Raw genomic sequence first — 24,387 nt, 5'->3', positions numbered from 1 at the left:
ATGCGCCACATCATGGCAAAGAGCCTCGCTCCAACGGACGGCGTCCGCGATTATCTGGCCGCGCAGGAGAAGAAGTCGCTGCTGCGCTTCCTGACCTGCGGTTCGGTGGATGATGGCAAGTCGACGTTGATCGGACGCCTGCTCTCCGACACCAAGCAGATTTTCGAGGACCAGCTCGCCGCGCTCGAACGCGATTCGCGCAAGCACGGCACGACGGGCGACGACGTCGACTTCGCGCTGTTGGTCGACGGCCTCGAGGCGGAGCGCGAGCAAGGCATTACCATCGACGTCGCCTACCGCTTCTTTGCCACGCCGAAGCGCAAGTTCATCGTCGCCGACACGCCCGGCCACGAGCAATATACCCGCAACATGGCGACAGGCGCTTCGACCGCCGACTTGGCGATCGTGCTGATCGATGCCCGGCAGGGGGTGCTGCGCCAGACGCGGCGCCATTCGATCATCGCCTCGCTGCTCGGCATCCGCCACATCGTGCTGGCGGTCAACAAGATCGATCTCGTCGGCTTTGATCAGGCGGTCTTCAACAGGATCGTCGAGGACTACCGGCAGTTCTCACGCGATCTCGGCTTCCAGACCATCGCGCCGATTCCGATGTCGGCCCGCTACGGCGACAATGTCAGCGGCCGCTCCGAAAACACGCATTGGTATTCCGGCCCGACATTGATCGAGCATCTCGAAACCGTCTCCGTCGAGGAAGCCACGGCCGAGCTGCCGTTCCGCTTTCCGGTTCAGTACGTCAATCGTCCCAATCTCGATTTTCGCGGTTTTGCCGGCACCATCGCGTCCGGCATTGTTGCGCAAGGCGACGAGGTCGTGGTCGCCAAATCGGGCAAGTCCTCGCATGTCAAACGCATCGTCGCCTATGGCGGCGATCTCAAACAGGCGGTGGCCGGCCAGGCCATCACGCTCGTTCTCGACGACGAGGTCGAGGTTTCCAGGGGCAACATGCTGGTTTCGCCGTCCGCACGGCCGCAGGTCGCCGACCAGTTCGCCGCCAACATCGTCTGGTTCGACGAGAACGCGCTGCTGCCCGGCCGTTCCTATATCCTGCGCACCGAGACCGACCAGACCAGCGCCACCGTCACCGACTTGAAGTACCGCATCAATGTCAACGACTTTGCGCATGAGGCGGCCAAGTCGCTTGAAATGAATGAAGTCGGTATCTGCAACATTTCGACCCGGGCGCCGATCGCCTTCGATCCGTTTGGCGAGAACCGGACCACTGGCGCCTTTATCCTGATCGATCGCATCAGCAACGCCACGGTTGGCGCAGGCATGATCGTACACTCCCTGCGCCGCGCCGAAAACATCCATTGGCAATCGCTCGATGTCGGCAAGCGCGTGCGTGCCGACATGAAGAACCAGCGGCCCGCCGTGTTCTGGTTCACGGGGCTTTCGGGCTCCGGCAAGTCGACCATCGCCAACCTGTTCGAGAAGAAGCTTTTCGCCACTGGGCGTCATACCTACATTCTCGATGGCGACAATGTCCGCCACGGTCTCAACCGCGACCTTGGATTCACCGATGCCGATCGCGTCGAGAACATTCGCCGCGTCGCCGAAGTGGCCAAGCTGATGGCCGACGCCGGGCTGATCGTCATTGTCTCCTTCATTTCCCCGTTCAGCGCCGAGCGGCGGATGGCCAGGGAATTGATGGCCGATGGCGAGTTCATCGAGGTGTTTGTCGATACGCCTTTCGAGGAATGCGCCAGGCGTGATCCGAAGGGCCTCTATGCCCGCGCGCTGAATGGCGAGATCAAGAATTTCACCGGCGTCGATTCGCCTTACGAAGCACCGGAGAAACCGGAGATCCATCTGAAGACGCTCGGCAGATCGGCTGAAGAGATGGTAGATGCCCTGGAACACTGGCTGAACGAGCGTGACATTGCCGAAGACCAATATGACAATGGCGGCGGTATCTGACGACACGTCGATGCTTGAAATCTTCGAGCGGCTGGCGCTAGCGGCCGGGCGCGAGGTGATGCGCGTATTCCACGCCGGGTGCGCGGTCGACCGCAAGTCGGACGCCTCGCCGGTCACCGAGGCGGACCGCGAGAGCGAGAAGATCATTCTTGCAGGCCTGCGCGCCGCATTCCCCGATATTCCCTGCGTGGCCGAGGAGGAAGCGGCGGCCGGCGTCATGCCGGGCGAACTTGGCGAGGCCTTCTTCCTCATTGATCCGCTTGATGGCACCAAGGAATTCGTCAACCGGCGCACCGACTTCACCGTCAACATCGCGCTTGTCCGCCATGGCGTGCCGGAAGTCGGCGTTGTCTTCGCACCCTGCAGCGGCCGGTTTTTTTCCGGCCGGCCGGGCAGGGCGGAAGCCCTCGAAGTCGATAAGGACTACCGGATCGTTTCCCGCCGGCCGATTTCGGTGAGAACGGCCGCGACGCCGCTGGCCGTGGTTGCCAGCCGCTCGCACAACACGCCGGAAACCGAAGCCTATATTCGCGACCTTGGTGCCGCCGAGATCGTCTCGGTCGGTTCGTCACTGAAATTCTGCCTCCTCGCCAATGCCGAGGCGGATGTTTATCCGCGGTTCGGTCGCACCATGGAATGGGACACCGCTGCGGGTGACGCGGTGCTGCGTGCCGCCGGCGGCACGACGCGGACGCTGGACGGCAAGCCCTTGACCTATGGCAAGCGCAACCAGGCCGATGACGCGGACTTCGCCAATCCGCATTTCATCGCCAGCGGCGAGGCTGCAATCCAGGGACGTATCGAACGTACGTGAAAAGCCCTCGTCGATGGCCTATCCTTTGTCGACGTCCCCTGAGTCGGTAAGTGAATGTCCTTGTTTCAGAAATGCCATGCCGTCATTTTGGGCGGCTTTCCCGCATGGACCAGCAATCGTGATGAAATAGTCTTCAGGATGTTGCTGGGCCTCTACGCCCTTTCTCCCGCCCTTTTCGCCTTCGTCGAAATGTCCCCAACGGTCTTAACGCTTGTCGGGGCACTCATGGGCGCTCTCGCCCTTTTGACGAAGCGTGCGCGTTTTGGCAGAGGCACGACAGGCCTTGCAATTGCTCTCGCTCTCTTGTCAGGCTTTGTCCTTGCGAGCGCCCTGTGGTCGGTCGATGCGAGCCGCTCTCTCATGGCGGCGAGGGACGTGTTTGGCTACTCGATCGCCGCTATCCTGCTGTTCCAGGGCATTTTCGCGCTTGCGAGCGCTCAACGCGAGCGGCTCGCGTGGGTGTCATTGGCCGGCATGCTGATCGGCGTCGTATCGGTGATGGGCTGGGAACTGTATTTTGCGTTTCTGACCGAAGATCCACGCTTTGTGGAGAACGTTTTCACCCTTCACAAGATCACGGTGTACGGAGCTTTTTTTGCCGTCATATTTCTTGCCCAGCCGAGGCTGGTCTGGAAAGGGCTTGCGGCTCTCTTTGCCGTTCTGACATTGCTCTACGGCCGATCGACCGGCGTCAATCTGGCGATTGTCCTCGTGGCGGTGATGTTTGTCATGCCCGCGAAATACCGCCAGCACGTTTTGGTTGGATTTTTCGCCATCTATTTGTCTCTTGCCCTGATTGCCCCCTTCGTCGTCGCGCCGCTGTTCGCCTACCTCAAAACAACGGGATGGCTGGCTTTCTATCCAGGAACCTTCGCAGCGCGGCTTGATCTATGGCAGATGATTTCGCCCCGCATCGCGGACCAGCCGATCCTCGGCCATGGCGCCAATACGATCAGAAACGCGGCCGGGGTTGTCGTGAGTCCGACATATTATGCGCAGGCGGATCTCCCAAGCGCACATAATATCGTATTCGATTTGTGGTACGAACTGGGAGCGCTGGGCATCATCGTGTATGGGGTGCTCCTGGCGGCGATCATAAGAATGATCGGTGGTTTGAGCGGCCCCTGCCATTTCATAGCCAGCTCCTACCTGATCATAGCTGTCGTCGAACTCTCGGTCGACCATCGGATCTGGTTGTCATGGGTGCTGGGCATTTTGGTCTTCGCCGCGGGGATCTGCATAGTGCAGTGCCGTTCCATGACCCGATCGGGAATGGAAGACGGGACCACAAGACACGCGGCGGCCTTCTCAAAATAACGGGCGAAGCGCACGGCCTGCGCCGTCGTCGCTCTATGCCAAGGAAGTGTCGGTCGGGTGTCCGTGCCCAACGCCTATTCGGCCGCGGCCTGCGCCGAGTTCGAGCCGATATAATTGCGGATCGTTTCGATGATCCGGTCCTGGTCGGCCTCGCTGAGATAGGGGTGCATCGGCAGGCACAGGATGCGTTTCGGCAGGTCCTCCGAAACGGCAAGACCGGTCGGCGTGCGCGGGTAGTCGCGATAGGCGATCTGCTCATGCAGCGGCTTGACGTAGTAGATGACGGACGGAATGCCCTTTTCGCTCAAATGCGCTTTAAGCCCGTCGCGTTTCGGCGTTTCGATCGCATATTGCGCCCAGGCCGAGCGGCTGCCACCCAGGTTGCGGGCTGCGGTGACGATGTCACCAAGGCCTTCAGCGTAGCGTTGGGCCACCACCTGCCGCGCCACCATTTCTTCCTCGAGGATGGCGAGCTTCTCGAGCAGGATCGCCGCCTGCAGCGTGTCGAGCCGTGAATTGATGCCGACGCGGATGTTGTCGTACTGCGTCTCGCCCTTGCCATGGAAGGCGAAGGATCTGAGCGCGTCGGCCAGCGCGTCATCATTGGTGAACATCGCACCGCCGTCGCCATAGCAGCCGAGCGGCTTGGCCGGATAGAAGCTGGTCGAGCCGACATGGCCGAACGCGCCGCACATCCTGCCTTCGAGCGAGCCCCCCATGGACTGGGCTGCGTCCTCGATCACCAATAAGCCTTCGCGATTGGCAATAGTCATGAGCGCCTCATAGTCGGCGGCAAGACCGAACAGGTCGACAGGGATGATCGCCTTCGGCTTCAGTCGACCTTCCTTCTTGACGGCCGCGATCGCCGCCTCGAGGCTGGCGATGTCGATGTTGTAGGTTGTCGGATCGACATCGACGAAAACCGGCTCGGCCTTGGCCAGCGCCACCACTTCCGCCGTGGCGGCGAAGGTGAAGCTCGGCACGAACACCGCGTCACCCGGGCCGATGCCGGCGGCGAACAGCGGCAAAAGCAGTGCGTCGGTGCCGTTGGCGCAGGCAATCACATGCTTGACGCCGACATAGGCGGCGAGCTTCTTCTCGAATTCGGCGACCTGCGGGCCAAGGATGTAGCGGCCATCCTCGACCACGTGGTCGATCGCGGCTTTCAGCCGATCGCGGATTCGTTCGCGCTGCGCGCCAAGATCGATGAATTGCATGTCGGCCTCAATATACCTGCCAATAACCGGCCCGCTGGTACCAGACTTGGCGCGGCTGAAAAAGCCAGCTGCGGATCGGGGACTTGGTGCAAGTGTCGCAGCCCGTTACCACGTTTTGCCGGCATATTGTCCCACAAAGCCGGGAATCCGGGCTTGGCGGTGCAATTCAGCCCGTTCTTATCGAGGTTTTCCGGCGCCTGGAAACATAAAGTGATCGCGCTGGAGAGCCGATCAGCCGATCTCGTGCCGCCACGGGGGATTGGCGCCGGCTCGTGATACCGTCACTGCCGCCGCCTTGGCGCCGAGCGCCAATGCTTTGCGGATGGCGTCTTCGGACAGGCTGGAAATCGCCGCCTTCGTCAACAGGCCTTGCTCATGCAGGGAGGCAAGGATGCCGGCGTTGAACGTGTCTCCGGCGCCGACGGTGTCCACCACCTTCACTGTCTCCGGCATGACGGTGACACGATGCTGTTTGCTATAGCCAACGGCACCCTCGCTGCCATGCGTGACGACGATCAGCTTCGGGCCGCGGTCGAGCCAATTGCGCACGACATCCTCGTGCGAGCCGGCTTCGCCGAACCAGTGGAGATCTTCGTCCGACAGTTTGACGATGTCGGCCATCGCCATCATCTCCCGGATGCGCCTGAGGTGCTTGGCCTTGTCGGGAATGAAGTTCGGCCGGATGTTGGGATCGAGCATCATTACGCGAGCCTCATGCTCGCGCTGCATGAATTCCTCATAGGCCGACCCAGCCGGCTCCGAGATCAGGCTGATGGCGCCGAACAGCATCGCCTCGATCTCGCTGCCGAGTTGCGGCAGGTCTTCGATGGTCAGCATGCGCCCGGCCGTGTTCTCGTCATAGAAGGTGTAGGTGGCCTGGCCATTGTTCAGCCGCACGAAGGCCAGGGTCGTCGGTCGGGGCGAGGTGTGCGCGTAGGTGGAACTGACCTTGCTCGCCCCCAACGCGTCCCTGAACTGACCGCCGAACAGGTCCGACGACAGGCCCGAGAAGAAGCCGGCCGGCGCGCCCAAGCGGCCGAGCGCGATCGCTGTGTTGAAGACAGCGCCGCCGACATAGGGGGCAAAAGCCGGCTCATTCTCCGTAGTGGTGCGCGGCAGCATGTCGATCAGGGCTTCGCCGCAGCAGAGGATCATGGCTTCTCGGTCTCCGGCGGATAGATCACGCCCTTGCGGATGATGATATTGGCGTAAAGCCGCGGCTCGCTTGTCGCGACGATGGCATGCGCCGATTTGACCCGTGCATAGAAGTCGGCGCCGGCCAGTGCAACCACCTTGCGGCCCGGCGCGCGTTTGGCGCAGATCGCCTCCATTTCACGATGGACGGGGTCGGCAAGCGACGGATCGCCTTTCACCGAGGCGCGAAACAGCGCCTCCGGCACGACATCGTCGACCGGAAGCAGCGTCAGTATCGCGTCGAGTACGGGCATGAGGGCGTGGCCATCGGTCCTGATGAGGCGCCTTGCCTGCTCCTGTGCCGGATAGTTCCCGTCGACCACGGCAATCTCGTCACCATGGCCCATGGCGCGCAACGTCGCCAGAAGCTCTGGACCAAGCAGCGCCGGAATCCCGATCAGCATTTCACGCGCCCCTGGAGATCGTCGTCGAACCGATCAGGAAGCGTTCGGAAAGCGGCACGCTGGCGCCGCCGAGCGCCCGGGCATGGATACCCACGCTTCCCTCGCGGACGGCCGGAAGTTTCAGCCCTTCGCCGTCGATCGCGCCGATTGCCGTCACGACCGCCTCGACCAGCCTCTGGCGCACGGCCTTCGGCATCCAGCCGTCGATCACCGCGGCTTCGAAATCGATGACCGAGGACGCTGCCACGATGGCGTAGGCGAGCGCCTGCGAGGCGCTGGCGATCCACTCGTCCAGCGCGGCGCCGATCTCCCCCCAATCCTCGGGTGAGGTCCACAGATACGAGGCCTCGACGCCACGCGCGTTGAGTGTTTTTTCGAGCATGGCGATCGAGGCCACGTCGATCAGCTGGGTCGGTTTTCCATCCGGCCCCGGCACAGGCATTGAGCCGAGCGCGCCGGCATTGCCGGTCGGCCCGCCAAACAGCCGGCCGTTGAGCACGATGCCGCCGCCAGCAAAGGCGCCGATGTAGAAATAGACGAAATCCCGCGCCGCGCCCGTCTGGCCGAAGACCAGTTCGGCGCCGCAGGCGGAGGTGGCATCGTTCTGCAGATAGACCGGAAAATCGCATTGCGCCTGGATGTCGGTCCTGATGTCACGATGGCGCCATTCGTCCATCACGTCGCGCGGCGCGCCGGCGCTGTCGGCCCAGTTCCAGAGCTCGAAAGGCATGGCGATGCCAAGTCCGGCGATGCGCTTGTCCTGTGCCGGCGTCAGCTCGCCGCGCATCGCCTTCATGCCTGACGTGACGAACTCGACCGTCTCGCGTGGGGCAGGGTAGCGGTAGGAATGCTGCAGCATCGCGCGCACCTGTCCGAGGAAATCGATCAGCACGAGTTCGGCGCTGCGGCGGCCGATCTTGAGGCCGATGAAGAAGGCGCCTTCGGGGTTGAGTGCCATGGGGATCGAGGGCTGGCCGATCTTGCCGCGCAACGGCGCCTGGCGCACGAGCAGGCTTTCTTCCTCCAGTTCGCGCATGATGACCGAGACCGTCTGCGCCGAAAGTCCGGTCATGCGGGCAATGTCGGACTTCGCCAGACTGCCGTGCTGGCGCACCAGCGAAAGCACCAGGCGCTCGTTGTGGTCGCGCATGCCACTCTGGTTGGTGCCGCGGTGAATGAGGCTCTCGTTCGCTTCGGGCGAACCATGCCTCGCAGTGGCCGTCTCCACCCTGTTCCTCCCGTCGTTTCCCCACAATGCTTTTGGGTCAGAATGAGTGAACGACGCAAGACTGTCAATAATAAATAAGAGTGATTTAATTATTGACAGATGCGCTGGCGTGGTGTTCCTTGAGGGAGCATCCGCGCTGGGAGAAGTCGCCTGGATGCCGTGCGGGTGCCGGTTGGCCGGCATTCGAAAATGTTCCACTGGGAGGAAATCGTGACCAATACAAAATTGTTGAAGTCCACCGTTTTCGCGGCGGCCGCGCTGGGTCTGATGGCGTTCGCTTCGTCTGCGTCCGCGGCCGGCGTCGGCGCCTGCCTGATCACCAAGACCGACACCAATCCGTTCTTCGTCAAGATGAAGGAGGGCGCGACCGCCAAGGCCAAGGAACTTGGTGTCGATCTCAAGACCTATGCGGGCAAGATCGACGGTGACAGCGAGAGCCAGGTGGCGGCGATCGAAAGCTGCATCGCCGACGGCGCCAAGGGCATTTTGATCACCGCGTCCGACACCAAGGGCATCGTACCGACGGTGAAGAAGGCGCGCGATGCGGGCCTGCTGGTGATTGCGCTGGACACGCCGCTCGATCCGATCGACGCCGCCGACGCGACCTTCGCCACCGACAATCTGGAGGCCGGCAAGCTGATCGGCGCCTGGGCCGCCGCCACGCTCGGTGACAAGGCCAAGGACGCCAAGATCGGCTTCCTCGACCTGACACCCTCGCAGCCGACCGTGGACGTTCTGCGCGACCAGGGCTTCATGATGGGCTACGGCATCGACGTGAAGGACCCCAACAAGATCGGCGATGAGACCGATCCGCGCATCGTTGGCCATGATGTGACGAACGGTAACGAGGAAGGCGGCCGCAAGGCGATGGAAAACCTTCTGCAGAAGGACAACACCATCACCGTCATCCACACCATCAATGAGCCGGCCGCGGTCGGTGCCTACCAGGCGCTCAAGGCTGTCGGCCTCGAAAGCCAGGTGCTGATCGTCTCGGTCGACGGCGGTTGCCCCGGCGTGAAGTCGGTCGCCGAAGGCGTCATCGGCGCCACCTCGCAGCAATATCCGCTGCAGATGGCCGCACTCGGCATCGAGGCGATCGCCGCTTTCGCCAAGGACGGCACCAAGCCGAAGCCGACCGAGGGCAAGAACTTCTTCGACACCGGCGTCAACCTCGTCACCGACAAGCCGGCGACGGGCGTCAAGTCCATCGACACCAAGGAAGGCCTCGCCAAGTGCTGGGGCTGATACTGGCCTGACCGGCAACGGAACCGATGCGGCCGGGGGACTTGATCCCCGGCCGCATCGGGTGGACGATGCATCACTGTAAACGCGAATAATCCCGGCGACAGACCGGAAGGCGTGGACGGCGTCAGCGCGTGGCTGAAGCCCTACGGGGAGGAAACATGGCTCAAGCTCAGGAATTCGAGAAGGTTCTCTCGGCCAGCGATACAAGTGTAGCCGCTTTTGACGAGCACAAATCAGCCGTCAAGCGCATCCAGCATTTTCTGCATTCGACGCCGGCGGCGGTGCCGCTGATCGTGCTGCTTCTGTCGATCGTCATCTTCGGCATCACGATCGGAGGGCGGTTCTTCTCGTCCTACACGCTGACGCTGATCCTGCAGCAGATTGCCATCGTTGGCATTCTCGGGGCCGCGCAGACACTGGTCATCCTGACCGCCGGCATCGACCTGTCGATCGGGGTGATCATGGTGATATCGGCCGTGATCATGGGCAATTGCGCGGTCAGCTACGGCATGCCGAGCGTGCTCGCCGTGGCGATCGGGCTTGCCGCCGGTGCGGCTTGCGGGCTGCTGAACGGGCTGCTGGTCGCCTATATGAAGCTGCCGCCCTTCATCGTGACGCTTGGCACCTGGAACATCGTCATGGCCACGAACTTCATCTATTCGGCCAATGAGACGATCCGCGACACCGATGTCGACAACCAGGCACCGCTGCTGCACCTGTTTGCCCTGAGCTTCAAGGTAGGCACGGCGGTGCTGACGCTCGGCGTCATCGCCACGGTCGTGCTCGTGCTGGTTCTTTGGTACGTGCTCAACCACACCGCATGGGGCCGTCATGTCTACGCCGTCGGCGACGACCAGGAGGCGGCGAAGCTGTCGGGTATCCAGACCAAGAAGGTGCTGATGACGGTCTACACCCTTGCCGGGCTGATCGCCGCTTTCGCGGCCTGGGTCTCCATCGGCCGCAACGGCTCGATCTCGCCGTCCGCCGCTGTTACCGACTACAATCTGCAGGCGATCACCGCGACCGTGATCGGCGGTATTTCTCTCTTCGGCGGCCGCGGTTCCATCCTCGGCACGCTGTTCGGCGCGATGATCGTCGGCGTCGTCTCGATGGGCCTCAACATGCTCGGCGCCGATCCGCAATGGAAAGTGCTGCTTACCGGCGTGCTGATCATCGGCGCCGTCGCCATCGACCAATGGATCAGAAAGGTTTCGGCATGACCCAGGAACCCATCCTCACCGCGCGCGGTCTGGTCAAGCGCTATGGCCGCGTCACCGCTCTCGACAATGCCGATTTCGACCTTTACCCCGGCGAAATCCTTGCCGTCATCGGCGACAACGGCGCCGGCAAGTCGTCACTCATCAAGGCGATTTCCGGCGCGGCCGTGCCGGACGAAGGCGAAATCCGGCTTGAAGGCAAACCCGTCTCCTTCAAGTCGCCGATGGAAGCCCGTGAAGCCGGCATCGAAACCGTCTACCAGAACCTGGCCTTGTCGCCGGCGCTTTCGATCGCCGACAACATGTTCCTCGGCCGCGAGATCCGCAAACCCGGCTTCGTCGGCCAGTGGCTTCGCATGCTGGACCGTCCGGCAATGGAAAAGCGTGCCCGCGACAAGCTCACCGAACTAGGCTTGATGACCATCCAGAACATCAGCCAGGCGGTGGAGACCCTGTCGGGCGGCCAACGCCAGGGCGTGGCGGTGGCCCGGGCCGCCGCCTTCGGGTCGAAGATGGTCATCATGGACGAGCCGACGGCGGCGCTCGGCGTCAAGGAGAGCCGCCGCGTGCTCGAACTGATCCTCGACGTGAAGAAGCGCGGCCTGCCGATTGTGCTCATCTCGCACAACATGCCGCACGTCTTCGAGGTGGCGGACCGTATCCACATCCACCGTCTGGGCCGTCGACTGTGCGTCATCGACCCCAAGCAATATACGATGTCCGACGCCGTTGCCTTCATGACCGGGGCAAAAACACCCCCGGAGGCGGCATTGGCGGCCTGACTGCCAACTTGCCGCAGGGTAAGTAGATGACGGCGTTCTCTAAATCGATTGAAAAGATGTTGCAATGCACTAGGGTGGGCTGGGAGAAACGGTGAAAGCCGGTATGATCAGGCCAAACCGAACGAGAGGCGATATGACATCCGCCATGACGATCGAAGCCCCCGCTCTCGACAATCCCGATCCCAAGACGCTTGCTGAAGAAGTCTTGATGTCGCTCAAGTACCGGGTCGGCAAGGACACCACCGTCGCGACCCAGTACGACTGGCTGACCGCCACGATCAAGGTCGTGCGCGACCGCGTCGTCGACCATTGGATGCAGGCGACCAAGGAAGCCTACGACCAACAGGAAAAGCGCGTTTATTACCTGTCGCTCGAATTCCTGATTGGGCGTCTGATGCGCGACGCCTTTTCCAACCTCGGCCTGATGGAGAACATGCGTGAGGCGCTGTCGTCGCTCGGCGTCGATCTCGACCTGATCGCCGCGCTGGAACCGGACGCGGCCCTCGGCAATGGCGGCCTTGGCCGGCTCGCCGCCTGCTTCATGGAAAGCATGGCCACCGTCGACATCCCCGCGCATGGCTACGGCATCCGCTATGCCAACGGCATGTTCCGCCAGGAAATCCACGATGGCTGGCAGGTCGAGTTGCCCGAGACCTGGCTTGACCACGGCAACCCCTGGGAATTCGAGCGGCGCGAGCGCTCCTTCGAAGTCGGTTTCGGTGGTTCGGTCGAATCGATCACCTCGAAGGACGGCCGCCTCGAACGCCACGTCTGGAAGCCGAGGGAGCATGTGCTTGCGGTCGCCTATGACACGCCCGTGGCTGGCTGGCGGGCCAAGCGCGTCAACACGCTGCGCCTTTGGTCCGGCATGCCGATCGACCCGATCCGGCTCGACAAGTTCAACGCCGGCGACCACATCGGGGCGCTGGCCGAAAGCAACAAGGCCGATGCACTGTCGCGGGTGCTCTATCCAGCCGATTCCCACATGGCCGGCCAGGAACTCAGGCTTCGCCAGGAATACTTCTTCTCCACCGCTTCGCTGCAGGACATCCTGCAGCGCCATCTCAGCCAATATGGCGATCTCAAGTCTCTGCCCGACAAGGCGGCGATCCACCTCAACGACACCCATCCGGCGATCGCCGTGCCCGAGCTGATGCGGCTCTTGATGGATGTCCATGGCATGGATTTCGATCTCGCCTGGGATGTCACCAAGCGCACCTTCGGCTACACCAACCACACGCTGTTGCCAGAGGCACTGGAAAGCTGGCCTGTGCCGCTGTTCGAGAGGCTTTTGCCCCGCCACATGCAGATCGTCTACGCCATCAACGCGCAGGTGCTGCTCGAAGCCCGCGCCACCGATCAGTTCTCGGACGAGCAGATCAGCCGTATCTCGCTTATCCAGGAGAATGGCGACCGCAGGGTGCGCATGGGCAATTTGGCCTTTGTCGGCTCGCATTCGATCAACGGCGTGTCGGCGCTGCACACCGAGTTGATGAAGGAGACGGTCTTCGCCGACCTCCACAAACTTTATCCCGATCGCATCAACAACAAGACCAACGGCATCACGCCGCGGCGCTGGCTCATCCAGTGCAATCCAGGCCTCACCGCGCTTGCCCGCGAGGCGACCGGCGACCGCTTCATGGATGACATCGAAGCGATCAAAGGGCTCGATCCCTTAGCCGACGACACCGCCTTTCGCGAAAAATTCGCCGCGGTGAAACGCCAGAACAAGGTGAGGCTTGCCAATCTGGTCGCCGATCGCCTTGGCATCAAGCTCGACCCTTCGGCGCTCTTCGACATTCAGGTCAAGCGTATCCACGAATACAAGCGCCAGCTGCTCAACATCCTCGAAGCGATCGCGCTCTATGACCAGATCCGTTCGCATCCCGAACGCGACTGGATGCCACGCGTGAAATTCTTCGGCGGCAAGGCCGCGCCCAGCTACCATAACGCCAAGCTGATCATCAAACTGGCCAACGACGTCGCCAGGGTGATCAACAGCGACCCTTCGGTGCGCGGCCTGCTGAAGGTCGTGTTCGTGCCGAACTACAATGTCAGCCTGGCCGAGGTGCTGATGCCAGCCGCCGATCTTTCCGAGCAGATTTCGACCGCCGGCATGGAAGCCTCCGGCACGGGCAACATGAAGTTCGCGCTGAACGGCGCGCTGACCATCGGCACGCTCGACGGCGCCAATGTCGAGATCAAGGAGCATGTCGGCGACGACAATATCTTCATCTTCGGCCTCACCACCGAAGAAGTCGCCGAGCGGCGCAACAATGGCTACAATCCGCGCGGCGTCATCGAGGCATCGCCCGAACTGGCGCAGGCGGTTGCGGCCGTTTCGTCGGGCGTCTTCTCGCCCGATGATCCCAATCGCTACCGCGACCTCATCAATGGCCTCTATGACAGCGACTGGTTCATGGTCGCGGCGGATTTCGACGCCTATGCCGCTTGTCAGCGCGAGGTGGACGCTGTCTGGCGCAACAGCCCGGACTGGTACGCGCGCGCCATCCGCAACGTCGCGCGCGTCGGCTGGTTCTCCTCCGATCGCACGATCCGTCAATATGCGAAAGAAATCTGGAACGTACCCGTCTGATATGATTGCATAAGGCCACGAACGATGGCCGCAAAAACAAACACTTGGTGCCCGGGGAGGGCGACCGCCTGATGAGGAAGCCGCGCGCGACCGCTGCGACAAGCGGGCCGGACGGACTGGCGCCAGCCAGCGATGTCGAGGCGATTGTCGCCGGTACGCACGGCAATCCCTTTGCGGTTCTCGGTGTCCAGGAGGCCGGCAAGAGCCTGTTCGCACGCTGCTTCGTTCCGCACGCGGAGTCGGTTACGGCCTACACCCTGACCGGCGTCGAGGTCGGCGAATTGACCAGGCGCGACGATGCCGGTTTCTTCGAAGGCAAGCTGTCGATCAAGAAGCGCCAGCCGCTGCGCTACCACGCCCGCAATGCCGACGGCGACTGGTGGCTGACCGACCCCTATTCGTTCGGTCCGGTACTCGGTCCGATGGACGATTACTACATCGCCGAGGGTTCGCACCTCAGGCTGTTCGACAAGCTCGGCGCGCATGTCATCGAGCACGAAGGCGCGTCCGGCGTGCATTTCGCTGTATGGGCCCCAAATGCCAGGCGCGTTTCGGTGGTCGGTGACTTCAACGACTGGGACGGCCGCCAGCATACGATGCGCGACCGTCGCGACACCGGCATCTGGGAGCTGTTCATCCCCGATATTGGTGCTGGCCGGCCCTATAAATATGAAATCATCGGTCCCGATGGCGTGAGGTTGCCGCTGAAGGCCGATCCGTTCGCCTTCAAATCAGAGCTGCGCCCGGCAACCGCCTCGGTGACCGCGATGCCGCCGGCGCATGCATGGGGTGACGAGGCGCATCGCAATTTCTGGCGCAACGCCGACCCTCGCCGCGAGGCCATCTCGATCTACGAGGTCCACGCCGGGTCCTGGCAGCTTGGCGATGACGGCTCCTTCCTGTCATGGGATGAACTGGCCGACCGGCTGATCCCCTATGTGATCGAGACCGGTTTCACCCATATTGAATTCCTGCCGATCTCCGAGCATCCCTATGACCCCTCCTGGGGTTACCAGACAACCGGCCTCTACGCGCCATCGGCCCGCTTCGGCGATCCGGACGGCTTTGCCCGCTTTGTCGACGGCGCCCACCGTGCCGGCGTCGGCGTCATCCTCGACTGGGTGCCGGCGCATTTTCCTGTCGACGAGCACGGTCTGGTCCATTTCGACGGCACCGCGCTCTACGAGCATGCCGACCCACGCAAGGGCTTCCATCCGGACTGGAACACCGCGATCTACAATTTCGGCCGCCGCGAGGTAGTGTCGTTCCTGGTCAACAACGCGCTGTTCTGGGCCGAAAAATACCATGTCGACGGTCTTCGCGTCGACGCGGTCGCCTCGATGCTCTACCTCGACTATTCGCGCAAGGCCGGCGAATGGATCCCCAATGAGAAGGGTGGGCGCGAAAACCTCGAGGCGGTCAGCTTCCTGCAGAAGATGAACAAGGAGGTGTACGGCCACCATCCGGGCGTCATGACCATCGCCGAGGAATCGACCTCATGGCCAAAGGTCTCGGCGCCTGTCCATGAAGGCGGGCTGGGCTTCGGCTTCAAATGGAACATGGGCTTCATGCACGACACGCTGGAGTATTTTTCCAAGGAGCCGATTTTCCGCAAGCATCACCACAACGAGCTGACCTTCGGCCTGACCTACGCCTTCTCGGAGAATTTCGTGCTGCCGCTCTCGCATGACGAGGTCGTGCACGGCAAAGGCACGCTGCTGGGCAAGATGGCCGGCGACGACTGGCAGAAATTCGCGACCTTGCGTGCCTATTACGGCTTCATGTGGGGTTATCCCGGCAAGAAGCTGCTGTTCATGGGCCAGGAATTCGCGCAGCGCCGCGAATGGAGCGAAGCGCGCGCGCTTGATTGGGACCTGCTCGATTTCCGCCCGCATCGCGGGGTCTGGCAGACGGTGCGCGACCTCAACTATCTCTATCGTTCACGCCCGGCCCTGCATGGCCGCGACTGCGAGCCGGAAGGGTTTTCCTGGCTGATCGTCGACGACAGCCAGAATTCGGTTTTCGCCTGGGTGCGCAGCGCTCCCGGCGGCGATCCGGTCGCCGTCATCTCCAATTTCACACCGGTGCCGCGCGACAATTATCGTGTGCCGCTGCCGAAGGCCGGCAAGTGGCGCGAGATCATCAACACCGACGCTTCCGAATATGGCGGTTCCGGCATGGGCAATGGCGGCATGGTCGAGGCAAGGGCGGAGGGCAAGGGCATCTCGGCAACGATGCTCCTGCCTCCGCTGTCGACGATCATGCTTGAACTCGCTGCCGACTGAACTCGTTAAGGCTGGTTAGCGCATCGATACGAGTAACTTGGGAGGGTATAAATGGCAGACTTGAAGAGAACGCAGCCGCTGGCCCGCGACGCCATGGCCTACGTGTTGGCCGGCGGGCGCGGCAGCCGCCTCAAGGAACTGACCGACCGGCGCGCCAAGCCCGCGGTCTATTTCGGCGGCAAGACACGCATCATCGATTTCGCGCTCTCCAATGCGCTCAACTCCGGCATCCGCCGCCTCGGCGTCGCCACCCAATACAAGGCGCATTCGCTGATCCGCCACCTGCAGCGCGGCTGGAACTTCCTGCGGCCCGAACGAAACGAGAGTTTTGACATCCTGCCGGCCAGCCAGCGTGTGTCGGAAACGCAGTGGTATGAGGGCACGGCGGACGCCGTCTACCAGAACATCGATATCATCGAGGCCTATGGCCCGGAATACATGGTAATCCTGGCCGGCGATCACATCTACAAGATGGACTACGAGATGATGCTGCGCCAGCATGTCGATGCCGGCGCCGATGTCACGGTCGGCTGCCTCGAAGTGCCGCGCATGGAGGCGACCGGCTTCGGCGTCATGCATGTCGATGCCAAGGACAACATCATCGCCTTCGTCGAAAAGCCCGCTGACCCGCCCGGCATTCCGGGTAACCCGGAATTCGCCTTGGCCTCGATGGGCATCTACGTCTTCAAGACCAAGTTCCTGATGGAGCAACTGCGCCGCGATGCCGCCGAGCCGGGCTCCAGCCGCGACTTCGGCAAGGACATCATCCCCTATATCGTCACGCACGGTAAGGCGATCGCGCACCGCTTCACCAAGTCCTGCGTGCGTTCGACCGCCGAAAACGAGGCCTACTGGCGCGATGTCGGCACGGTTGATGCTTATTGGGAGGCCAACATCGACCTGACCGACGTGACGCCCGAACTCGACCTCTACGACCGCGATTGGCCGATCTGGACCTATGCCGAACTGAAGCCGCCGGCAAAGTTCGTGCATGACGAGGACGGCAGGCGCGGTTCCGCCATTTCGTCACTGGTGTCGGGCGATTGCATCGTCTCGGGCGCTTCGCTGAAGAAAAGCCTGATCTTCACCGGCGCGCGCATCAATTCCTATTCGACGCTGGAAGAGGTTGTCATGCTGCCCGACGTTCATGTCGGCCGGAACGCAAAGTTGAAGCGCGTCGTCATCGACCACGGCGTAAGGATACCCGAAGGGCTGGTGGTCGGCGAGGATCCCGTCCTCGACGCCAAGCGCTTCCGGGTTTCGGAAAAGGGTATCTGCCTGATCACACAGGACATGATCAACAAGTTGTCAACCTGAACAGGTGATCAACAGGCTGTCACTTTAGGGTGTTTTGTGCATGTCGTGGTCCAAACCGCACACGGTTTGGGCGGCATGGATGGGAAGCGGATCGTTAAGCGCATGCAGGTTCTGTCGGTCACGCCCGAAATCTTCCCGCTGATCAAGACAGGCGGGCTTGCCGACGTGACTGGGGCGCTGCCCATCGCGCTCGCGGCCAAGGGCGTGGCCATGCGTACGCTCGTTCCGGGCTTTCCTGTGGTGATGAGCGCCTTCAAGAAAAAGAAGGCCGTCTATCAGTATCCCTTGCTGCAAGGCGGCAAGGCCGCGGTCCATGCTGTCCAAGTCGCCGGGCTCGATTTGTTCGTGCTCGACGCGCCGCATCTGTTCGATCGCCCCGGCGGCCCCTATGGCAACGCCTCGGGCGCGGACTGGCCGGACAATTGGCGGCGCTTCGCGGCGCTGAGCCAGGCCGGCGCCGATATCGCCGGGGGCGCCATCTCGGGCTACCTCCCCGACATCGTCCATGCCCATGACTGGCAGTCGGCGATGACGCTGGCCTATATGCGCTATGGCAAGGCGGTCGGCACGCCATCGATGATGACCGTCCACAATCTCGCCTTCCAGGGCCAGTTCGGGGCCGGTATCTTCGGCGAGCTCGGCCTGCCTGCCGCGGCGATGGCGCTTGACGGCGTCGAATATTATGGCGGCGTCGGCTTCCTTAAGGCTGGCCTGCAGGCCGCCTGGGCGATCACCACGGTGAGCCCGACCTATGCGCAGGAGATACGTTCGCCGGAATTCGGCATGGGCCTCGACGGCCTTATCAACATGCGTTCCAGCGATCTCCATGGCATCGTCAACGGCATCGACACCGCCATCTGGGATCCGGCAACCGACAAGCATCTGGTATCTACCTATACGGCCGAAACGTTGAAGGCCCGCGCGCCGAACAGGGCCGCGGTCGAGGACCGTTTCGGCCTCGACCGCGACGGCAGTCCGATTGTCTGCGTCGTCAGCCGCCTGACCTGGCAGAAGGGCATGGACATATTGGCGACGGTGGTCGACGGCATCGTCGCGACAGGCGCAAGGCTGGCCATCCTCGGCTCGGGCGACGCCGGCCTCGAAGGCGCGCTGCTGGCCGCGGCCGCACGCCATCGTGGCCGCATCGGCGTGGTCGTCGGCTATGACGAGGGGCTGTCGCACACCATGCAGGGCGGCTGCGACGCCATCGTCATCCCGTCGCGCTTCGAGCCTTGCGGGCTGACGCAGCTTTACGGCCTGCGCTATGGCTGCGTGCCGGTCGTCGCCCGCACCGGCGGCCTGGCGGACACCATCATCGATGCCAATGAAGCAGCGTTTGCCGCCGGCGTGGCGACCGGCTTCCAGTTTGCCCCCAACAATGGCGGCGCGCTGCTGCACGCGATCCGACGCCTGGCCGACGCCCACGCCAGTCCCGCAATCTTCGAAACCATCCAGCGCCAGGGCATGAAGACCGATGTGTCGTGGGATCGAAGCGCCGAAAAATACGTCGAACTCTATCGCCTGCTGCTTTCGAAAAGGGTTGCCTGAAGCATGATACGCACCGTTTCCACCAAGCCCTATTCCGACCAGAAGCCCGGCACGTCGGGCCTGCGCAAGAAGGTGCCAGTGTTCCAGCAGGAGCACTATGCCGAGAACTTCATCCAGTCGATTTTCGATGCACTCGACGGGTTCAAGGGCAAGACCCTGGTGATCGGTGGCGACGGCCGTTTCTATAACCGGGAGGTCATCCAGAAGGCCATCGCGATGGCCGCCGCCAATGGCTTCGGCAAGGTGATGGTCGGGCAGGGCGGCATCCTGTCGACGCCAGCGGCCTCGCATGTCATCCGCAAATACAAGACCTTCGGCGGCATCATCCTCTCGGCCAGCCACAATCCCGGCGGCCCGCACGAGGACTTCGGCATCAAGTACAATGCCGGCAATGGCGGCCCGGCGCCGGAAAAGCTGACCGACGCCATCTTTGCCAAGACCAAGACGATTTCGAGCTTCAAGATCGCCGACATCGACCCGATTGACATCGATACGGTCGCGACAGTCGAGGCTGCCGGCATGACCGTCGAGATCATCGATCCGGTTACCGACTATGCCGAGTTGATGGAGAGCCTGTTCGATTTCGATGCGCTGCGCAAACTGTTCAAGTCGGGCTTCCGCATGCGTTTCGACGCCATGCATGCGGTGACCGGGCCCTACGCCAAGGAAATCCTCGAACACCGCCTCGGCGCACCGAACGGCACCTGCCGCAATTTCAAGCCGCTGCCCGATTTCGGCGGTCATCACCCGGACCCCAACCTGGTCCATGCCAAGCACCTTTATGATGAGATGATGGGACCGGACGCGCCCGATTTCGGCGCCGCCTCCGATGGCGATGGAGACCGCAACCTGATCATCGGCAAGGGCATTTTCGTCACCCCTTCGGATTCGGTCGCCATGCTCGCCGCCAATGCCCGCCTGGCGCCGGGCTACAAGGATGGGCTGAAAGGCATCGCCCGTTCGATGCCGACCAGTGGCGCGGCCGACCGCGTCGCTCACAAGCTAGGTGTCGGGATTTACGAGACGCCGACCGGCTGGAAGTTCTTCGGCAATCTGCTCGACGCCGGCATGGCGACGATCTGCGGCGAGGAAAGTGCCGGCACCGGTTCCAACCATGTCCGCGAAAAGGACGGTCTGTGGGCGGTCCTCTTGTGGCTCAACATCCTCGCCGCGCGCGGCGAAAGCTGCAAGCAGATCGTCACCGAGCATTGGGAGACCTATGGCCGCAACTACTACTCGCGCCATGATTATGAGGAGGTTGAGAGCGACCGCGCCAATGCGCTGGTCGACGAACTCAGGGCCAAGCTCGGCTCGCTACCGGGCACCAGCGTGCGCGGCTTGAAGATCGCCAATGCCGATGATTTTGCCTATCACGATCCGGTCGACGGCTCGACCAGCGAGCACCAGGGCATAAGAGTGCTGTTCGAAGGCGGCTCGCGCGTCGTCTTCCGGCTCTCCGGCACCGGAACCTCCGGGGCGACCTTGCGCGTTTATATCGAGCGCTATGAGCCGGACAAGTCGAGGCACGACCTCGACACCCAGGAGGCGCTCGCCGACCTGATTTCGGCGGCCGACGACATTGCCGGGATCAAGAGCCACACCGGGCGCAACAAGCCGAGCGTCATTACTTGAGGGCGGTGGAGCGCTCTTGACCCAGCTCGGCCCCACCATCACCAGCGAAGGCATCCGCTTCGCCGCATGGTCCTCGTCGGCAAGACGGCTCTGGGTTTCGATCTTTGACGAGCAGGGAAACCGCGAACTCGATCGTCTCGAGCTGGCGTCGGAAGGCAACGGCGTCCATTCACTCTTTGTCTCCGGCCTGGCCGCGGGCGCGCGCTATGGCCTGCGCGCCGATGGCGACTATGCGCCCGAGCGGGGGCTGTGGTTCGACCCCGACAAGTTGCTCACCGATCCCTACGCCGTCGAAATCGACCGGGCCTACGCCTATCACTGGCGGCTCGCCGCGCGGCGCAATGAGGGCGCCGACACCGCGTCGCTGATGCCCAAGGCCGTGACCAAGGCCTCGCCCACGGCTCCACCGATCCTGCCGCCCCTGTTTCGCCCGGGCGGCCTGATCTACGAACTGAACGTCCGCGCTTTCACCAAGCTGCATCCGGATGTACCGCAAGAAAAGCGCGGCACGATCGCCGCTCTTGCCCATCCGGCCATCATCGAGCATCTGCAAAGGCTCGGCGTCTCCGCCGTGGAACTGATGCCGATCACGGCCTCCATCGACGAGCGGCATCTGCCGCCGCTCGGCCTGAGCAACGCCTGGGGCTACAATCCCGTCACCTTCATGGCGCTCGACCCGCGCCTCGCGCCCGGCGGCCTGACGGAATTGCAGGACACGGTCGCCGCGTTGCGCCGGGCCGGCATCGGCACCATTCTCGACCTGGTCTTCAACCACACCGGCGAAAGCGACAGGCTGGGGCCGACGCTCTCGCTGCGCGGCCTCGACAATAAGGCCTACTATCGGCACCGGCCGGATGGCGGGCTGGTTAATGACACGGGCACCGGCAACACGATCGCTTGCGACCATCCGGTGATGCGGGAAATGGTGCTCGACACACTTCGTCACTTCGTTCGCCAGGCCGGTGTCGACGGCTTCCGTTTCGATCTGGCCCCGGTGCTGGGCCGGGTCGATGGTGCCTTCGATCCGGAAGCGCCGCTGCTCCAGGCCATCACCCATGATCCGGTGCTTTACGACCGCGTGCTGATCGCCGAGCCTTGGGACATCGGGGCAAACGGCTATCAACTCGGCAATTTCCGGCCGCCTTTCCTTGAATGGAACGACCGCTATCGCGACGATGTCAGACGCTTCTGGCGCGGCGATGCCGGCATGGTCGGTGCTCTCGCAACGCGCCTTGCTGGTTCGTCCGACGTGTTTAACAGGGCAGGGGAGCCGGCAAGCCGCGGCGTGAATTTTATCGCCGCCCATGACGGCATGACGCTGGCTGATATCGTCGCCTATGAGCGCAAGCACAACGCGGCCAATGGCGAGCAGGACCGCGACGGCCATAACGAGAACCTGTCCTGGAACAATGGCGTCGAAGGCGAGACGGACGACGCGGCAATCGTCAAGGCCCGTTTCGACGACCAGCGCGCTCTGCTCGCCACGCTCTTCGCCTCGCGCGGCACTATCATGCTGACCGCGGGCGATGAATTCGGTCGCACCCAGAAGGGCAACAACAACGCCTACGCACAAGACAACCCCACCACCTGGCTTGACTGGGCAGGCCGCGATCAAGCGTTGGAGCATTACGCATGGACGCTCGGAGCCCTTCGCCAGGCGGTGCCCGCATTGTCGGACACGCGTTTCCTGACCGGAGAACCGATTGCGGCATCAGGCGTTCCCGACGTCGCTTGGCTGACCGAGACCGGTGAGCTGCTCGACGCGACCGACTGGAACGATACCAGCCGGCATCGCCTCGTCATGCTGCTTGGCGGCGAGGAAGGCAGGCTTGCCGTTCTGATCAATGGCGACCGCCGCCAATGCGTCTTCACCTTGCCGGCGCGGGAAGGTTTTCGATGGCATCCGGCGATCGAAACGCACGTGACTGACCTTGCGCGCCCGCTGCCGGGGCGCAGCGTCAATTTCATGATCGAGAGCCGAACCGGAAACGGCGGCGTCAGGAAGGGTTCGTGATGACCGGTGAGAGTTTGGGGCAGGGAGCCGAATGGTGGCGCGGCTGCGTCATCTACCAGGTCTATCCGCGCTCTTTTCAGGACACGACCGGTGATGGCAGCGGCGATCTCGGCGGCATTACGTCAAGGCTCGCTTATATCGCCTCGCTCGGCGTCGACGCTGTCTGGCTGTCGCCCTTCTTCAAGTCGCCGATGGCCGACATGGGCTATGATGTATCGGATTATCGCGACGTCGACCCGATGTTCGGCACATTGGCCGATTTTGATGCGCTGGTCGCCGAAGCCCACCGGCTCGGCCTGAAGATCATCATCGACCAGGTGCTGTCGCATTCATCCGACAAGCATGAATGGTTCATCGAAAGCCGGGCCAGCCGCGATAATGCCAAGGCCGACTGGTACGTCTGGGCCGATGCGAAGCCTGACGGCGGCGCGCCCAACAACTGGCTGTCGGTCTTCGGGGGGCCGTCCTGGGAATGGGACGCGACCCGCCGCCAATATTACATGCATAATTTCCTTGCCTCGCAGCCAGACCTCAATTTCCACAACCCGGAAGTCCAGGATGCGTTGCTTGACACGGTGCGGTTCTGGCTCGATCGCGGTGTCGACGGCTTCCGGCTCGACACGGTCAATTACTATGTCCACGACCGCTGGCTGCGCGGCAATCCGCCCTTGGCCTCAAGCGTCGCCGGCACCAACACAGAGACCAATACCTATCTCTATCAGGAGCATCTGTTCGACAAGACGCAGCCCGAAAACCTGGCGTTCCTGCGGCGCTTCCGCGCGTTGCTCGACGAATATGGCGACCGCGCAGCCGTCGGCGAAATCGGCGACGAGGGCCGCTCGCTGCAGACGCTCGCCGCCTACACCTCCGGTGGCGACAAGCTTCAGATGAGCTACACTTTCGACCTGCTGGGTTCGCAATTTTCGGCGGCGCATGTGCGTGGCTGCGTCGAGGCCTTCGAAAGCGCGGTGGCCGACGGCTGGGTTTGTTGGGCGTTTTCCAACCATGACGTGGTGCGCCATGTCAGCCGCTGGATGCGGCCTGGTGGCGATCCCGATCTTGTGGCCAAATTCTCGATCATGCTGCTCGCTTGCTTGCGCGGCTCGATCTGCCTCTATCAGGGCGAGGAACTCGGCCTTGAGGAGGCGGAGCTTGCCTACGAGGATCTGCGCGATCCGGTCGGCATCCGCTTCTGGCCCGGCGTGAAGGGCAGGGATGGTTGCCGCACGCCGATGGTCTGGGAGGCCGACGCCGACAATGCGGGTTTTTCCACTGCAAAACCCTGGCTGCCTGTGCCGGCAAGCCATCGCGCCCGCGCTGTCGATGCGCAGATCGGCGACGAGCAATCGGTGCTGTTGGCCTACCGCTCGGCGCTTGCCTTGCGCAAACAGCATCCGGCGCTGGTCGGCGGCTCGATCCGCTTTCTCGATACCGAGGGCGACGTGCTCGCCTTCATCCGCGAAGGTGGCGGGGAGAGGTTGATCTGTGTCTTCAATTTCGCTGAGGAGCCGGCGACCTTGCCGTTGGTGGGTGATATCGGACCCGTCACGGCTATCTTCGGCGGGACCGCTTCTGTCGAGGAAAACACCCTCTCGCTGCCAACTCTCGGCTGCTTTCTCGGTCGGCTCGACTGATTGGC

Annotated in this window: 17 protein-coding genes; 13 read left to right on the top strand and 4 right to left on the bottom strand. The window is 62.7% G+C overall.

Annotation, left to right across the window (positions count from 1 at the left end):
* From cysN to LB557_RS25265, 3 genes are read left to right on the top strand one after another with little or no spacing between them, the layout of a single operon-like run.
* Entirely contained in the window at window positions 1-1,938 is a 1,938-nt protein-coding gene (gene cysN / locus LB557_RS25275) for a sulfate adenylyltransferase subunit CysN (protein WP_224644274.1), read from the top strand.
* 10 nt (window positions 1,939-1,948) lie between these two features.
* Complete coding sequence (gene cysQ / locus LB557_RS25270; protein ID WP_224644279.1) at window positions 1,949-2,752, top strand: 3'(2'),5'-bisphosphate nucleotidase CysQ; 804 nt, start codon at window positions 1,949-1,951, stop codon at window positions 2,750-2,752.
* A gap of 54 nt (window positions 2,753-2,806) precedes the next feature.
* The gene (locus LB557_RS25265) at window positions 2,807-4,069 is read left to right on the top strand and encodes an O-antigen ligase family protein (protein WP_224644275.1); all 1,263 of its coding nucleotides are present in this window, start codon (window positions 2,807-2,809) and stop codon (window positions 4,067-4,069) included.
* A gap of 74 nt (window positions 4,070-4,143) precedes the next feature.
* On the opposite strand, the gene LB557_RS25260 is transcribed toward LB557_RS25265, so the two are convergent.
* The 4 genes from LB557_RS25260 to LB557_RS25245 all read right to left on the bottom strand — a co-directional run bounded on the left by LB557_RS25260 (window position 4,144) and on the right by LB557_RS25245 (window position 8,112).
* A complete protein-coding gene (locus LB557_RS25260) occupies window positions 4,144-5,286 on the bottom strand; it encodes a DegT/DnrJ/EryC1/StrS family aminotransferase (protein ID WP_224644276.1) in 1,143 nt (380 codons plus the stop codon).
* Window positions 5,287-5,517: 231 nt separating this feature from the next.
* Window positions 5,518-6,441: a carbohydrate kinase family protein gene (locus LB557_RS25255; RefSeq protein WP_015318697.1), complete on the bottom strand. Its 924-nt coding sequence runs from the start codon at window positions 6,439-6,441 to the stop codon at window positions 5,518-5,520.
* Window positions 6,438-6,884: an RbsD/FucU family protein gene (locus LB557_RS25250; protein WP_015318696.1), complete on the bottom strand. Its 447-nt coding sequence runs from the start codon at window positions 6,882-6,884 to the stop codon at window positions 6,438-6,440. The genes LB557_RS25255 and LB557_RS25250 overlap by 4 nt, the downstream gene beginning before the upstream one ends.
* Window position 6,885: 1 nt before the next feature.
* Window positions 6,886-8,112, bottom strand: coding sequence for an ROK family protein (locus LB557_RS25245; protein ID WP_224644277.1), 1,227 nt, complete (start codon window positions 8,110-8,112; stop codon window positions 6,886-6,888).
* A 267-nt stretch (window positions 8,113-8,379) separates the two neighbouring features.
* Between LB557_RS25245 and LB557_RS25240 the strand changes: the two genes are divergently transcribed.
* The 10 genes from LB557_RS25240 (at window position 8,380) to LB557_RS25195 (ending at window position 24,382) form a co-directional block, all read left to right on the top strand.
* Window positions 8,380-9,357, top strand: coding sequence for a sugar ABC transporter substrate-binding protein (locus LB557_RS25240; protein WP_411969383.1), 978 nt, complete (start codon window positions 8,380-8,382; stop codon window positions 9,355-9,357).
* A 158-nt stretch (window positions 9,358-9,515) separates the two neighbouring features.
* Complete coding sequence (locus LB557_RS25235; RefSeq protein WP_015318693.1) at window positions 9,516-10,577, top strand: ABC transporter permease; 1,062 nt, start codon at window positions 9,516-9,518, stop codon at window positions 10,575-10,577.
* Window positions 10,574-11,356 carry an ATP-binding cassette domain-containing protein gene (locus tag LB557_RS25230; protein WP_015318692.1) on the top strand — a complete coding sequence of 261 codons (783 nt, stop codon included), beginning with the start codon at window positions 10,574-10,576 and terminating at the stop codon, window positions 11,354-11,356. The genes LB557_RS25235 and LB557_RS25230 overlap by 4 nt, the downstream gene beginning before the upstream one ends.
* A 133-nt stretch (window positions 11,357-11,489) precedes the next feature.
* Window positions 11,490-13,952, top strand: a complete 2,463-nt coding sequence (locus LB557_RS25225; RefSeq protein ID WP_224641822.1) for a glycogen/starch/alpha-glucan phosphorylase — start codon at window positions 11,490-11,492, stop codon at window positions 13,950-13,952.
* Between the two features lie 71 nt (window positions 13,953-14,023).
* On the top strand, window positions 14,024-16,237 hold the full coding sequence (glgB, locus tag LB557_RS25220; protein ID WP_224641823.1) for a 1,4-alpha-glucan branching protein GlgB: 2,214 nt from the start codon (window positions 14,024-14,026) through the stop codon (window positions 16,235-16,237).
* Window positions 16,238-16,288: 51 nt separating this feature from the next.
* Window positions 16,289-17,554 carry a glucose-1-phosphate adenylyltransferase gene (glgC, locus tag LB557_RS25215; RefSeq protein WP_015318689.1) on the top strand — a complete coding sequence of 422 codons (1,266 nt, stop codon included), beginning with the start codon at window positions 16,289-16,291 and terminating at the stop codon, window positions 17,552-17,554.
* A 102-nt stretch (window positions 17,555-17,656) separates the two neighbouring features.
* Entirely contained in the window at window positions 17,657-19,102 is a 1,446-nt protein-coding gene (gene glgA / locus LB557_RS25210) for a glycogen synthase GlgA (protein WP_140726612.1), read from the top strand.
* Window positions 19,103-19,105: 3 nt separating this feature from the next.
* Window positions 19,106-20,734 (top strand): alpha-D-glucose phosphate-specific phosphoglucomutase, encoded by a 1,629-nt coding sequence (locus LB557_RS25205; protein ID WP_224587686.1) that lies wholly within the window; start codon window positions 19,106-19,108, stop codon window positions 20,732-20,734.
* 16 nt (window positions 20,735-20,750) lie between these two features.
* Complete coding sequence (glgX, locus tag LB557_RS25200; protein ID WP_224641824.1) at window positions 20,751-22,748, top strand: glycogen debranching protein GlgX; 1,998 nt, start codon at window positions 20,751-20,753, stop codon at window positions 22,746-22,748.
* Window positions 22,748-24,382, top strand: coding sequence for an alpha-glucosidase family protein (locus LB557_RS25195; RefSeq protein WP_224641825.1), 1,635 nt, complete (start codon window positions 22,748-22,750; stop codon window positions 24,380-24,382). The genes glgX and LB557_RS25195 overlap by 1 nt, the downstream gene beginning before the upstream one ends.
* Window positions 24,383-24,387 lie beyond the last annotated feature (5 nt).

It is taken from the genome of Mesorhizobium sp. BR115XR7A, assembly GCF_020165315.1.
Lineage (GTDB): Bacteria > Pseudomonadota > Alphaproteobacteria > Rhizobiales > Rhizobiaceae > Mesorhizobium > Mesorhizobium australicum.
The sequence above is the reverse complement of the archived record's forward strand: the minus strand, read 5'-3'. Positions and strand labels throughout refer to the sequence as shown.